We start from the raw sequence: 13,858 nt of genomic DNA on the forward strand, positions 1-13,858 counted from the left end.
ATAATTAAAATAGTGTAAAAATCCTATCTATAATATTTTTCTAAGGTAGTAATTGTACTTAAGCCAAGTAAGTTAGCCAACTCATATATTGTTTTTCCCGCTTTTACCTGATGCAAAATATACTGTTCCCTAATCTCTTTAGAAGAATAATTAGTGAATTTCTTTAATTCTGTATATAGGAATTGGCGAGATTTTGCAAATAATTCATCGGCATTTTTTATGGCCTTAACTCTGATGGCAAATTTTTCTCGAATGGGTAAGACTCGTTTTATTCCAGCTTTTTCGATTGTGAGATATTTAAAATTCCAATTAAAATTTTCCCATTTTAATTTTTGAATCTCTGCAAAATTAAGACCAAATTCTAATATCAATAAAGCTAAAAATTGCCCTGGACAACTTAGAGGTCCATAAAATTCTGGAAATTCTTTTATCATAGGATGATAACTCTCAGAACTTTGAGTTTTTTTCTGAACAACTTGCTTAATTTTGAAAAACTGGTTTATTTTTTTATTTTCATATAAAAATAGAAAATATTGGTTGGCACTCGAAATTTTTCGACGTTGTGCCGCGGGAGAGAGTTTACTAAGCTGGTGTTTGTAAAGCTCTAGTGCTTCTTCTGTGACAGACTTATCTTCAAAAAAAGCCTGCAAATAGACTAAGTCATAATAATAATTTGAGCGAGTATTTTCAGAAAAGTTTCTACTTACTAAATACTCCTCAATCTCGTTTGGTAATTTCATAATATTTTGTAAAGTCGTGAGCGAAGGCACTAAAAGCCTTCAATATTTCTTGACGAACTACGATTCCCATAAATTCCTGCCTTTTGACAACTGGTAGAAAGGGCTCCTTAATTAATTTGTGCATCATTTCTTCCAAAGTTACTGTGGGACCAACCGTTTGGACCTCTTTGTTAACAATTTCAGAAATAGATGTATTGTGTAACTTTTCAAAAAAGAAATTTTGTTCCATTTCAAATTCAACAATTTCTGTTAAACCTAAAACTCCCACATATTCTTTTCTTTCATTCAAAACTGGAACTCGTGAATATTTGTACTGGCTAAGCATAAGTTTCGCATGTGCGATATTATGCTCTGCGTAAAGTACAGCGACATTTGAGGCTGGAATCATAAAGGTTTCACTTTGATTCAAAATAAAATCCTCAATTTTTTTATCAATCATGTAAGTTACTCCTTAAAGAGCTTTGTAGACTCAGAGTCTAAATTGTAGTTCAGGAATAGGTTCATGTTGGAGATTTCGATAAGAAACTATATATTCATCTCCGTCAATTTCAATTATAGCATACATTTTGATATCATACTTCCCTCTAGGTTGTGCAACCGAACCGGGATTTACATAAAGAATATTATTTATTTTTTGCGCTACTGGTTGATGAATATGACCAAATAGGGCAATATCAGCCCCTTGTTCTTCAGCAAAATAAGAATACCGTTCTAGGCCCAAACCAACATAATAGAGATGACCATGTGTAATTAATACCTTTTTTCCCTCAACCGTTTGAGTAAGAAAATCATGATAGCCATCATCATAATCACAGTTCCCCGCAACAACAGTTATTCCATTCCAAATTTCATCAGAGCTCGGAAGTTCTGAATCCCCACAGTGAAATATTGCTGTTGCTTCGTTCAAATACTTAGATTTTATAGATTCAACCACTTCACGATCATAGTGTGAATCAGACATTACTACAAACATAAGCACCTCTCTTTTACATAATTAATTTTATGTTAATTTTATTTCTCTAACCATTCTGGAAGTTCTTGCATTAATTTTCTTAGTGCTTGACCTCGATGTGAAAGTTGATTTTTTTCTTTTTCTGATAATTCTGCAGCGGTTCTGAAAGCATCAACCATAAAAACAGGATCATAACCAAAGCCATTTTCCCCTTTAGGAGCAAGGGCGATATAGCCATTCCAATCAGCTTCAACAACCAAGCTGTCGTGATTAGGTCTTGCCGCTACTAAAGTAGTATGGAAATGAGCGCTTCTACGTTCTGGTGTAATTGCTGTCGGAGCAAGTTCATGCAAAAGTTTGGCAATATTTTTCTCATCAGTAGGGTCTGGTGCTGAAAAACGGTGTGACCAAATGCCTGGCAAACCACCTAGTACATCAACACATAGTCCTGAATCGTCTCCAATAACTACTTGTCCAGTCAACTCAGCAATTTGTTCTGCTTTTAAGCGAGCATTTTCTTCAAAAGTACTTCCTGTTTCTTCAATTTCAGGAAGTTCTGGGTAGTCTGATAAGTCTTTAATTTCATAACCAAAGTCAGCAAACAATTTTTTAAATTCTTTTGTTTTACCAGGATTTCTAGTCGCAATAATAAGTGTATTTTCCATTTATTTTTCCTTATTGAAATTCTCTATTTCGGCATGTTCAATATGAAGATGTCCTATATTTAACCATTTTTCTGCAATTTCTCGAAAAGAATTGACCCCTGCTGTTGTATAAAAACAGTGCTGAAATTCCTTGCGCTCATGAGCATTGATTTCGAAATAGTTCAACAAAACTGAAATATCTCGTACTGCTTCCGCACCTGAATCAATCAAACGAACTTCTTTCCCCATTGTTTCTTGAATCAAGGGCCGTAAAAGTGGGTAGTGTGTGCAGCCTAGAATTAATGTATCTATTTTTCCAACCAGTGGAGCCAAACTTTCTGAGACCACTCTTTTAGCAATTTCAGATTCCATTTCATTTGATTCAACAATTGAAACAAACTTAGGGCAGGCAAGACTTAAGACTTCAATAGCTGACGATTTGCGAGCAATTGTTTTATGATATTCATCTGAACGGATGGATGCTTGTGTGGCAATCACTCCAATTTTGTTTGTTTTTGTTTTTTGAATGGCTGAGCTTGCCCCAGGTAAGATAACCCCAATCACTGGAATATCCAATTCTTCTTTGACGATTTCCAAAGCCATCGCCGTAGCTGTATTACAGGCCATGACGATCATTTTTACATTTTTTGAAAGTAAAAAATTGACCATATCCCAAGTAAACGCAATGATTTGTTCACGACTGCGTGGGCCATAAGGAGCCCTTCTTGTATCTCCAATATAGACAATTTCTTCATTTGGGAGTTGCCTAAGGAGTTCGCGAGCAACAGTCAGTCCACCAACACCAGAATCCAAGAGGCCGATTGGTCGATTGTCCATTTTTCTTCTCCTTTTAAAATATCTAATTCAAAATTTTGAAATATCCAAAATCATTTTGGACTTTTTAATTTTCAAGCCAAGTCTTTTTTGGATAATTTTTTTACGATGATAAAAGCAAACGCTGAGAGAGTTTAGAACTTTGTTCTACTGCTTCGCTCAGCGTATTATAATAGCTTATTTTTTGTTTGTGTCTGATTGCTTTGCAGCAGCACGAATTTGACGAAGAACTTGTTGCACTTGAACTTCACTTGGTTTACGTCCCATTGATCCCATCATAAGACGAACGGCATCTTCGTTAAGGGGTGGGTTGTCCATAAGTAATTTTTTTGTTTGGCGTTGTGAGAACCATGTTCCCAAGAAAAAACCTGCCAAAAGGCATACAACCATAAGCAAAATAGCTAAGATTAAATTCATTTTGAATCTCCTAAATTTGGCGAAACGCTTTCGCCATTGATGACATCTTATTATATCAAATTTTAGTCTTTTTGTCAGCTCTTTATATTAGTGACAAAAGGACTGAGAAAAAGATAATTTACTGACAGAATCATCAGTAACTTTTATAAATCAATTGTTGAAATCAAATCCATCTAATGTCTCAAAATAATCAGCTGGCTTTTCTGCTCGACGAATCAAACGTGTTTTTCCATCTTCTTGAAGTAAAATTTCAGCACTTCTTAGCTTCGCATTATACTGATAACCCATCGAAAATCCATGTGCTCCTGTATCATGAATGACCAACAAATCTCCTACTTTGATTTCTGGAAAAGCACGTTCTTTAGCAAACTTATCATTATTTTCACACAAAGAACCCGTAATATCATAGGTTACAGTCGCCTCTTGCTTTTCCTTGCCAGCGACTGTGATGTGATGGTAAGCATCATAAAAAGCTGGTCGCATCAAGTTAACTGCTGATGCGTCAACCCCAACATATTTCCGGTAAGTTTCTTTTAAATGCAGGACTTTTGTAATCAAGTGACCATGAGGCGCAAGCATAAAACGACCTAATTCAGTGTAAATTTTTAGATTTTCAATGCCATTAGCAGTCAATACTTCTTCATAAGCCTTATGAACACCTTGGCCAATTTTTGCGATATCATTGGCTTCTTCATCAGGACGATAGTTTACACCGATTCCACCTGATAAATTAATAAAATCAAGGGTAATTCCTGTTTCTTGACGAATTTCTAATGCAAGTTCAAAGAGTTTGCGGGCGAGTTCTGGATAATAATCATTGGTCACAGTATTTGAAGCCAGAAAGCTGTGCATTCCAAATTCTTTGACTCCTAGTTTTTGTAAGTCTTTAATTCCTTGAATGAGTTGTGCTTTGGTCATACCAAATTTTGATTCTTCTGGATTGTCCATGATTTTTGTACCCATCGCAAAAACTCCACCTGGATTGTATCTCAAGCTCATTGTCTTTGGAAAGACAAAATCTGGCAGATTTTTCAAAAACTCAATGTGTTCATAGGCATCAAGATTGATTGTCGCGCCCAATTGATTAGCAAATTGAAACTCTTCTGCTGGAGTGTCATTGGATGAAAACATCATTTCAGTGCCATCAAAACCACATTTTTCTGAAAGCAATAGTTCGACATAAGAAGCACAATCGACTCCACAACCTTCTTCATGTAGTATCTTTAATATTGCTGGGGTTGGTGTAGCTTTAACAGCAAAGAATTCTTTAAATCCTTTATTCCAAGCAAAAGCTTTGTGAAGATCACGCGCTTTCTGACGAATTCCTTTCTCATCATAAAGATGAAAAGGAGTGGGGTATTCAGCTGTAATTTGTTCGAGTTGTTCTTTTGTTACGAATGGTGTTTTCATTTTTTCACCTCATTTTTAGATTATTTATAAGTATAGCATATCGTCAAAAACTTAAACACAAAAAAGTTCCCATCATTTTACTGACAGAAACTTTTTTACTGACAGAGTTATAAATTATGCCGTGGCTACTTTCAGTAGCTCTTCGTCAACAATTTCAGCGGTTTTACGGCCTTCTCTAATCGCCCAAATGACTAAAGAAGGACCGCGTCTAGCATCACCCGCGACAAGTACTTTATCATTGTTTGTTCGATAATCATCATAAATTTCTTGAACACCAAATTTATCAAGCAGGCCTGTGTCCGTACCCACAAATCCCATCGCAAGCAAGACTAAATCTGCTTCAATCAATTGCTCACTACCTTCAATTGCTCTGAAATCTGGACCGACTTTTGCCACTTGTAAGCCTTTTAGATGACCATTTTCATCAGCTTTAAAAGCTGTGGCTGTCATCTGATAAGTCGTCAAATCTGAATTTCCTACAAATTGAGCTTCTTGTTGCCCATAACCCTCTCTCAAGGTCATTGGCCATTCAGGCCAGGGATTGTTTTCTAAGCGATTAGTTGGTAGACTCGGTGTAATTTCAAGTTGTTGAACCGATTCGGCACCCAAGCGTACTGCCGTCCCAATACAGTCATTTCCTGTATCTCCACCTCCAATGACCACAACTTTTTTTCCTTTAAGAGATTGGGCAATATTTTTTTCGCCATGCTCCAACACTTTTTTAGTTGTCTCTGTCAAAAAATCCATCGCAAAACGAATACCTGACAATTCACGACCTGAAATTTTTAAATCACGAGGAATTCCTGCGCCAATCGCCAGAATAATTCGATCAAAATTTACTGACAGCTCTTCATAGCTGATTGTTTTTCCAATTTCACTATTTGTGACAAAAGTCACGCCAAGTTCTTTCATCAAATCAATCCGTTTTTGGACTACTTTTTTATCCAATTTCATATTTGGAATGCCGTACATCAATAAGCCACCCAAACGATCTGATTTTTCAAAAACAGTAACGCTATGTCCCAACTGATTAAGCCGCCAAGCAGCTGACAGACCCGCAGGTCCAGACCCAATAATCGCTACTTTATAGCCTGTTGGTTTTGCCGCTTTGCCAATCTCAGCAACCCAGCCTTCATCATTACCCAAATCACCTAAGAATCGCTCATTATCTTTAATGGTTACTCCTGCACCGTTTAAGGCCTCAGCACAGGATTTTTCACAAGGAGCCGGACAGACTCGTCCAGTGAATTCTGGAAATGGATTGGTTAAAATCAAGCGTTCATAAGCTTTTCTTTGCAGACCGCGATAAATCAAATCATTCCACTCTGGAATATGATTATCATTTGGACAGCCTGAGACAGCTCGTTTGCCCCCATAAAATATCCCTTGATGACAAAAAGGAACATCACAATGCATACAACGTGCCGCTTGTTTTTGTCGTTCTTCAGTAGATAAGGGAACTTGCAATTCAGCAAAATCTTTTATCCGCTCCGCTAATTCACGGTAAGGATTATCATTTCTTGGATAATTTAAAAATCCATTTGGATCAGCCATTAGCTCACCTCCGTTACTTTTTTAAAGGTTGTCATTGTAAGTGCTTCGCCTGACAATCCTGTTTTAGCCAAATCTTCTTCAATATTTTTAATGTGATGATACTCACTCGGGTAAACTTTAACAAATTTTTCACGTTCACTTTGCCAATGTTCTAAAATGTATTCGGCTTTAGCTGAATCGGTGTAAATCAGATGTTTTTTTAGTAATTCTTCTAATACTTCATCGCCTGATGTTTCATCTAAACGATAAAGATCAACCATTTCTCGATTGACTTTAGAAGCAAATGTACCATCGGCGTCATAAACATAAGCAAGACCCCCAGACATCCCAGCAGCAAAGTTACGCCCAGTTTTACCAAGAATAACTGCAAGACCACCAGTCATATATTCACAACCATGGTCCCCAACACCCTCAACGACAAAATGTGCCCCTGAATTTCTGACACCGCAACGCTCCCCAGCACGACCGCGGAAGTATGCTTCTCCACCAATCGCTCCAAATAAGGATACATTGCCCACAATTGAGGTATTTTCAATATCATAAGCCGCATCAAGAGGTGGCTTCACAATCAAGCGTCCACCTGATAAAGATTTACCAATATAGTCGTTGGCTTCACCAATCAAAGTGACTTCCATTCCGGCAGTTGCGTAAGAACCAAAGGATTGACCCGCAACCCCTTCGTATTCATAGGCAACCGAAGCATCTTTTAAGCCAAAATTGCCATAACGTTCAGCAATCCAACCAGCCATTCGGGCTGTCGTTGTCCGATTAGTATTTTGAATCTTGCCATGAACAGTGACTTGAGCACCATTGTCCAAAGTTGCTTGGGTAAATTGGTCTAGCTCTTGCCAAGCACGCGGATTAGCAAATGGATCACTATGTCGTGTGGCGATTGGTAAAGCATGACCGATGATACGACTAAAATCTAAACCACGCATTTTATCTGGCAAATCGTCTTTAGCTTGCAAAAGCTCCGCATGTCCAACGAGTTCATTAATGGTTCTAAAACCAAGTTCAGCCAGAAGTTCTCGAACTTCCTCAGCCATAAATTCCATTAAACGCACAATGTGTTCGGGTTTCCCAGCAAAATTGGCTCTTAATTTAGGATTTTGTGTGGCAATACCAACTGGGCAAGTGTTCAAATGACAATTTCTTGTCATGATACAACCAATCGCAACTAAGGCTAAACTTCCAAATGAATATTCTTCGGCTCCAAGCATTGCAGCAATAGCAACATCTCTTCCTGTCACGACTTTCCCATCAGTTTCCAAAATCATACGATCCCGCAATTTATTTAAACTAAGGGTTTGATGCGCTTCTGCTAAGCCCATTTCCCAAGGCAGTCCCGCGTCTCTCGTTGAATTTCGTGGACTTGCGCCCGTTCCACCATCATAACCAGAAATGACGACCTTGTCAGCGCCCGCTTTAACACAGCCTGTCGCAATTGTTCCAACGCCTGTTGAAGAAACCAATTTGACATTGATTTTTGCATAAGGATTGATTTGTTTCAAATCAAATATGAGCTGTGATAAATCTTCGATTGAATAAATATCATGATGAGGTGGTGGTGAAATTAAGCTCACCCCAGGAGTTGAATTTCTTACCTCAGCTACCCAAGGGAAAGCTTTCTTACCTGGCAATTGTCCACCTTCTCCCGGTTTAGCTCCCTGTGAAATCTTGATTTGGATTTCTTCAGCCGACATCAGATAAGCCGCTGACACACCAAATCGACCAGAGGCGACTTGTTTGATTTTCGAATTATTGATTGTGCCATAGCGTTTCGCATTTTCACCCCCTTCGCCAGAATTTGATTTTGCACCAATTGAATTCATCGCTTGTGCGATACATTCATGAGCTTCTTGGGAAAGTGAACCAAATGACATGGCGCCAATTTTAAAACGTTTGACGATTTCACTGACTGGTTCGACCTCACTCAACTGAATAGCCTTGCGATTAGATTTAATTTTCCATGTGTGACGTAAGCTTGTGGGTGTTTCCAAGGCAATATCATTTAAATACTGGCTATATTTTTTATACTTTTTAAAGTCGTTTTGACGCACAGCATTCTGGATTTGATAAATCATTGTTGGATCATAAATATGATGTTCACCTTCATCTGCTCGGTACTGGAAGGAACCACCTGTTTCCAACAAATCTTGTCCTCGGTGTCCGTATGCTTTTTCATAACGGAGGCGATACTCTGCCTCGATTTGAGCAAGAGAAAGTCCACCAATTCGTGTACTTGTTCCTGTGAAGTATTTATCGACAACTTCTTTAGATAAACCAATCGCTTCAAAAAGTTGCGCCCCTTTGTAACCAACAATGGTTGAAATTCCCATTCGGCTCATGACCTTAACAATTCCTTTTTCTGCCGCATGCCGGAAATTTTCGACTTGTTCAGCTGCGCCCATTCCCCAGTCCGAAAGCGTCGCATAAGCGCCATAAGGGTGAATCCCTGACGCGCCATAACCCACTAGTGCTGCAAATTGATGGACTTCATAAACCTCTGCAGTGTCAAGAATAATCGCAAACTTGGAAGCATTATGACGGCCAAGCATATAATGATAAAGTCCTGACAGAGCTAATAAAATTGGCATTGGTACTTTATTTTCGGCAAAAGCACGGTCTGATAAAACAATAATCGTTGCCCCTTGGTTAATCAATTCCTCTGCTTTATAAAAAAGTTTATTTAGAGCATTTTCTAATAAGTCATCTTTATCATAGAGGGTTGAAAGGACTTCTGTATGATAATGTTTTTCTTTCAAAGCAAGAATTTTTTCAAAATCGGCTGTCGAAAGCACCGGACTATCTAATTTTAACTTACGGACATTTTCGCCAGTGATTTTGGCGGGATTACCATCTTCGCCCAGATAAGTTTCTGTCCCAATAACAATTTGCTCGCGAATGGCGTCAATTGGTGGATTTGTCACTTGGGCAAATTGTTGTTTGAAAAAATTATAAAGGGATTGAGCTTGGTCAGATAAAACGGCCAATGGCGCATCAAAGCCCATGGAAATTGTGGGTTCGTTGGCGCTTTCTGCCATTGGCAAAAGGACCGTCCGAATCACTTCGTCAGTATATCCAAATAATTTCCATAATGTGTTCATATTTGCTGACGGAATTGAACTTGTCTTTTCACTTTCTGTCAGTGCTGACAGCTTTTTCAAACCTGCTGACAGAAATTCCTGATAGGGGTATTTATTAGCATAGTAACTTTTGACTTCTTCGTTACGAATAATCTTGCCTTCGTCAGTATTTACCAAGAGCATATTTCCGGGACCAAGAACTGATTTTTCAATGATTTCATTGGCAGGAATATCAACCACACCTGACTCACTTGATAAGATAATGAAATTATCTTTTGTGACCAGATAGCGACTTGGACGTAGACCGTTTCGATCCAACCTTGCTCCAACGGTTTTTCCGTCAGTAAAAACTAAAGCTGCCGGTCCATCCCAAGGAGCAATATGAGCCGTTGAATATTCATAGAAAGCTTTGAGTTCTGGACTTAGACCCGTCTGCTCGCCCCAAGCTTCTGGAATCATGGCCAGCAAACTTTCTGGCAATTCACGTCCATTGCGATAGAAATATTCCATGCAGTTTTCTAATTTTGCCGAATCCGAGTTTTCTTCATTATACATTTCAATATCGTTGACTTTCATCCAGTTTTCAGCGCCACGCAGGGTATTGATTTCGCCATTGTGCGCCAAAAAGCGAAAAGGCTGCGCCCGATTCCATGAGGGAAATGTATTTGTTGAAAAACGGCTGTGCGTCAGTGCAATATGACTTTTGAAATCTTTGTCAGACAAATCTGGATAAAAAAGTTTCACTTGATAAGCGTGAAGCATTCCTTTATAGACCACTGTTTGACTGGATAAAGAACAAATATATAATTCTTCTTCATCAAAACGTTTTTCTAAATTTCGTCTGATAATAAATAAATCATTTTCAAAATTAGAAATTTCGCTGACAGCTTTTTCAGATGATTTTTTCTCAATGAAAACTTGCACAAAAGACGGCATAATTCCTTGAGCCGTTGCTCCACATGCTTCAAAATTAAAAGGAACTGTGCGCGTGAATAGAATATCATATCCTTGAGCCTTAACAGCCGCTTTTATCGCTTCAAGAGCTTGATGTTTTTTGTTTTCTTTGCGCGACAAGAAAAATTGGCCAACAGCATAATTACCAATTGCTGGCAATTCTATCTCTTGCTCTGCTGCAATTTTACGAAAGAACTCATCAGGGAGGGCAAGTAAAATCCCTGCTCCATCCCCAGTTTCTGGTTCAGCACCTGTTCCTCCACGATGATTCATTCTTGTTAACATGGTCAGCGCTCTTTCAACTAAGAGATGACTAGCTTTTCCGTCAATTTGAGCAATAAAGCCCATTCCACAAGCATCTGATTCAAAATCAGGTTGCCAAAGTGTTGTTTTCATGGCTTGTTTAGCTTCTTTATTCATAACACAACCTCTTTTATTTTACAATTTGGTTCTTTTATTCTACTAAAATTTCGATGAAATATCAATATATTCTGATAATTATATATAAATGTAATTTTTAGTAGCTTTATCTAACAGATAAAAACCCTTACAATTGACAAAAAACATCTAAAATCATAAGATAAAAGAATGAATAAAGAACAAATTAAAACACTCATCAATTCTGGAAAAACCTATGATGACAATGACCTAGAACTCAGTGAGTATCGTAATCATGCCCTTTTTGAAACCCGACGTTACAATCAAAAAATCAACAATAATGAGGGTTATCAGCCAGAGATTTTAAGACAGCTCTTTGAACATTTGGGAGAAAATCCCTATATTGAATCCAATTTTCGCTGTGAATTTGGCTTTAATATAAAAATTGGGGATAATGTCCTCATTAATCATGATCTGATTATTTTAGATTGCAATCAGGTCACGATAGGTGATAATGTTTACTTTGGCCCTCGCTGTGGTTTATTTGCTGCCAATCATTCAGAAGACCCAGCAGTCAGAACAGCTGGTGGGGTCTATTCAAAGCCAATTACGGTTGGAAATCAAGTCTGGCTGGGAGCAAATGTCAGCCTTCTTCCAGGAGTAACGATTGGTGACAACTGCATTATTGGTGCAGGAAGTGTCGTTACCAAAGATATTCCAGCAAATGTTGTTGCCGCCGGAAATCCTTGCCAAGTAGTTCGGCCAATCCGAACCAAAGACCAAGAATGGGTTAAAAAGGATAAACTATTTATCCCAAAATAAAAAAGCTAAAGAATATTCTTTAGCTTTTTAAATTAATCAACTTTAACAATCCAGCCTTCCGGTGCTTCAACATCACCAAATTGAATGCCGACCAACTCATCATATAAACGTTTAACCGTTGGTCCCACTTCTGTTTCAGAATGGAAAATATAAGAATCTTCTCCATCGTCAATTCGTCCAATTGGGGAGATAATTGCTGCTGTCCCACAAGCTCCTGCTTCAACAAATTTACCTAAATCTTTAGCATAAACTTCACCTTCGATTGCTTTTAATCCCAAACGATGTTCAGCTAAATACAACAAAGAATATTTAGTAATTGAAGGTAAGATAGAAGGACTCAATGGTGTGATAAATTCATTATCAGCTGTAATTCCAAAGAAATTCGCTGCCCCAACTTCTTCAATTTTAGTATGTGTGCTTGGGTCAAGATAAATTGCATCTGCATAACCTGAGGCTTTGGCTCCAACTTCTGCTTGTAAAGAAGCTGCGTAATTCCCTCCAACTTTGGCACCACCTGTACCAAGAGGAGCCGCTCTATCATACTCTCTTGAAATAACAAATTTTGAAGGTGCTAACCCACCTTTAAAATAAGAACCAACAGGCATGGCAAAAACAGTGAAAATATATTCATCAGCAGGTTTAACCCCAATAACATCACCAACCCCAATCAAAAGTGGACGAAGATAGAGCGTGGCACCCGTTCCATAAGGAGGAACAAAATCTTCGTTGGCTTTAACGACTTGTTTAACTGCGTCAATAAACATTTCAGTTGAAACTTCTGCCATACAAAGACGGCGAGCCGTTTTTTGCAAACGAGCAGCATTTTGGTCTGGACGAAAAAGTTGGATTGACCCATCTTTTGTCCGATAAGCCTTCAATCCTTCAAAACCTTGTTGACCATAATGCAAAGCAGGTGAAGATTCACTAATCTGAAGCTGATTATCTCCTGTCAGCTCTCCAGCGCTCCATTTTCCATCTTTAAAACGAGCGATATAACGAAAAGGTAAGTTTCGATAACTAAAACCTAAATTTTCCCAGTCTAAATTAATTGCCATAACATCCTCCAAATTTTTTTGTTATAATAGATTATATTATTTTCTGTAACATAAAACAAGAAAATATTCATGAAATTCAGTAAAATTTCAAACAATTTTTTTCAAATATAGTCACTTTTTCTATAAATGAATTAGAAAATTACTGAACAAAGGAGCAAAAATGAACTTATTAAAAATAAACTGGGAAGACTTGGGCGCATTTTTACTAAACAAAGCAATTACAATTTTATTAGTCAGTGTTCTTTTTTTTATTCTCTACCAAGCAAGTTCTCGGATTGTTAACCGATTATTTAAAAATTATAGTGAGCAAAAATGGACAGATACTTCCAGAATTCTGACCCTTTCAAGACTGACCACAAGCGCTATTCATTATTTGACCGTTTTCCTTTATATCTACACTGTCTTAGGTGTAATGGGAATTCCTGTTGCAAATGTCCTAGCTGGCGCGGGTATCCTTGGAGTCGCTCTTGGTTTCGCCGGACGAGATTTAGTCGCTGATATCATTAACGGTTTCTTTATTATCGTTGAGCATCAAATCAATGTTGGGGATACGGTTGCCTTTGCTGGTCTTGATATTGAGGGAGTGGTGAAAACCGTAGGGATTCGTTCCATTACTGTTATCGGAGCCGACGGTGCGACTACTTTTATTCCAAACCGAAATATTGCGGCTCTCAAAAATTACTCTTATAAAGAAAGAACGGTCAACCTAGATGTGCCCGTGACAGACGAAAATATTAGTGAGAAAAAAGCCCAAATTATAGAAGTCAATGCTAACTACCCTCAAGTTAAATATCTGGGTATCATCAACATTGAAGATAAGCTCTTCCTAAGAACAAGTCTAACTGCCCCGCTATCTAAAATTACTCCTTTAAAAATGGAAATTTTGGATAAATATTATGAAAATTAATGACTGACAGCTCTGTCAGTATTTTTTTATCATAGTAATTGTTTAGATATCATTTCTTAAAAGATTAACATCATGATAAAATAATGATAATAAATTAAGAAAGGA

The 13,858-nt window shown here is 37.8% G+C and carries 11 protein-coding genes and 1 pseudogene; 2 read left to right on the forward strand and 10 right to left on the reverse strand.

Features of this window, described 5'->3' with window-relative positions:
- Positions 1-23 precede the first annotated feature (23 nt).
- The 9 genes and pseudogenes from xerD to gltB all read right to left on the reverse strand — a co-directional run bounded on the left by xerD (position 24) and on the right by gltB (position 11,011).
- Positions 24-740, reverse strand: coding sequence for a site-specific tyrosine recombinase XerD (gene xerD / locus RSC39_RS06220; protein ID WP_011835090.1), 717 nt, complete (start codon positions 738-740; stop codon positions 24-26).
- Positions 718-1,179: a cyclic-di-AMP-binding protein CbpB gene (gene cbpB / locus RSC39_RS06225; RefSeq protein WP_011835089.1), complete on the reverse strand. Its 462-nt coding sequence runs from the start codon at positions 1,177-1,179 to the stop codon at positions 718-720. The genes xerD and cbpB overlap by 23 nt, the downstream gene beginning before the upstream one ends.
- A gap of 30 nt (positions 1,180-1,209) precedes the next feature.
- Positions 1,210-1,713, reverse strand: coding sequence for a metallophosphoesterase (locus RSC39_RS06230; RefSeq protein WP_332535886.1), 504 nt, complete (start codon positions 1,711-1,713; stop codon positions 1,210-1,212).
- Positions 1,714-1,751: 38 nt separating this feature from the next.
- Positions 1,752-2,351, reverse strand: a pseudogene (locus RSC39_RS06235) (nucleoside-triphosphate diphosphatase); the annotation flags it as partial.
- Between the two features lie 6 nt (positions 2,352-2,357).
- A complete protein-coding gene (racE, locus tag RSC39_RS06240; protein WP_011835087.1) occupies positions 2,358-3,173 on the reverse strand; it encodes a glutamate racemase in 816 nt (271 codons plus the stop codon).
- Between the two features lie 174 nt (positions 3,174-3,347).
- Positions 3,348-3,587 carry a YneF family protein gene (locus tag RSC39_RS06245; protein ID WP_003130191.1) on the reverse strand — a complete coding sequence of 80 codons (240 nt, stop codon included), beginning with the start codon at positions 3,585-3,587 and terminating at the stop codon, positions 3,348-3,350.
- A gap of 150 nt (positions 3,588-3,737) precedes the next feature.
- Entirely contained in the window at positions 3,738-4,997 is a 1,260-nt protein-coding gene (gene lysA / locus RSC39_RS06250) for a diaminopimelate decarboxylase (protein WP_332535888.1), read from the reverse strand.
- 114 nt (positions 4,998-5,111) lie between these two features.
- Positions 5,112-6,551: a glutamate synthase subunit beta gene (locus tag RSC39_RS06255; RefSeq protein ID WP_332535890.1), complete on the reverse strand. Its 1,440-nt coding sequence runs from the start codon at positions 6,549-6,551 to the stop codon at positions 5,112-5,114.
- Positions 6,551-11,011 carry a glutamate synthase large subunit gene (gene gltB, locus RSC39_RS06260; protein ID WP_332535893.1) on the reverse strand — a complete coding sequence of 1,487 codons (4,461 nt, stop codon included), beginning with the start codon at positions 11,009-11,011 and terminating at the stop codon, positions 6,551-6,553. The genes RSC39_RS06255 and gltB overlap by 1 nt, the downstream gene beginning before the upstream one ends.
- Before the next feature lie 168 nt (positions 11,012-11,179).
- Between gltB and RSC39_RS06265 the strand changes: the two genes are divergently transcribed.
- Positions 11,180-11,791, forward strand: coding sequence for a sugar O-acetyltransferase (locus tag RSC39_RS06265; RefSeq protein ID WP_332535895.1), 612 nt, complete (start codon positions 11,180-11,182; stop codon positions 11,789-11,791).
- 32 nt (positions 11,792-11,823) lie between these two features.
- Here the strand turns inward: RSC39_RS06265 and RSC39_RS06270 are convergent, their stop codons facing one another.
- Positions 11,824-12,846, reverse strand: coding sequence for a branched-chain amino acid aminotransferase (locus RSC39_RS06270; protein ID WP_063280963.1), 1,023 nt, complete (start codon positions 12,844-12,846; stop codon positions 11,824-11,826).
- A gap of 160 nt (positions 12,847-13,006) precedes the next feature.
- Between RSC39_RS06270 and RSC39_RS06275 the strand changes: the two genes are divergently transcribed.
- Entirely contained in the window at positions 13,007-13,753 is a 747-nt protein-coding gene (locus tag RSC39_RS06275) for a mechanosensitive ion channel domain-containing protein (RefSeq protein ID WP_063280964.1), read from the forward strand.
- The last annotated feature ends 105 nt before the right edge of the window (positions 13,754-13,858 follow it).

It is taken from the genome of Lactococcus sp. (assembly GCF_036648155.1).
Lineage (GTDB): Bacteria > Bacillota > Bacilli > Lactobacillales > Streptococcaceae > Lactococcus > Lactococcus cremoris.

Excerpts from the sequence above, each read along its gene's own strand:
- xerD (WP_011835090.1), bottom strand. The coding sequence starts at position 740 with ATGAAATTACCAAACGAGATTGAGGAGTATTTAGTAAGTAGAAACTTT.
- RSC39_RS06230 (WP_332535886.1), bottom strand. The coding sequence starts at position 1,713 with ATGTTTGTAGTAATGTCTGATTCACACTATGATCGTGAAGTGGTTGAA.
- RSC39_RS06245 (WP_003130191.1), bottom strand. The coding sequence starts at position 3,587 with ATGAATTTAATCTTAGCTATTTTGCTTATGGTTGTATGCCTTTTGGCA.
- lysA (WP_332535888.1), bottom strand. The coding sequence starts at position 4,997 with ATGAAAACACCATTCGTAACAAAAGAACAACTCGAACAAATTACAGCT.
- RSC39_RS06255 (WP_332535890.1), bottom strand. The coding sequence starts at position 6,551 with ATGGCTGATCCAAATGGATTTTTAAATTATCCAAGAAATGATAATCCT.
- gltB (WP_332535893.1), bottom strand. The coding sequence starts at position 11,011 with ATGAATAAAGAAGCTAAACAAGCCATGAAAACAACACTTTGGCAACCT.
- cbpB (WP_011835089.1), bottom strand. The coding sequence starts at position 1,179 with ATGATTGATAAAAAAATTGAGGATTTTATTTTGAATCAAAGTGAAACC.
- racE (WP_011835087.1), bottom strand. The coding sequence starts at position 3,173 with ATGGACAATCGACCAATCGGCCTCTTGGATTCTGGTGTTGGTGGACTG.
- RSC39_RS06275 (WP_063280964.1), top strand. The coding sequence starts at position 13,007 with ATGAACTTATTAAAAATAAACTGGGAAGACTTGGGCGCATTTTTACTA.
- RSC39_RS06265 (WP_332535895.1), top strand. The coding sequence starts at position 11,180 with ATGAATAAAGAACAAATTAAAACACTCATCAATTCTGGAAAAACCTAT.
- RSC39_RS06270 (WP_063280963.1), bottom strand. The coding sequence starts at position 12,846 with ATGGCAATTAATTTAGACTGGGAAAATTTAGGTTTTAGTTATCGAAAC.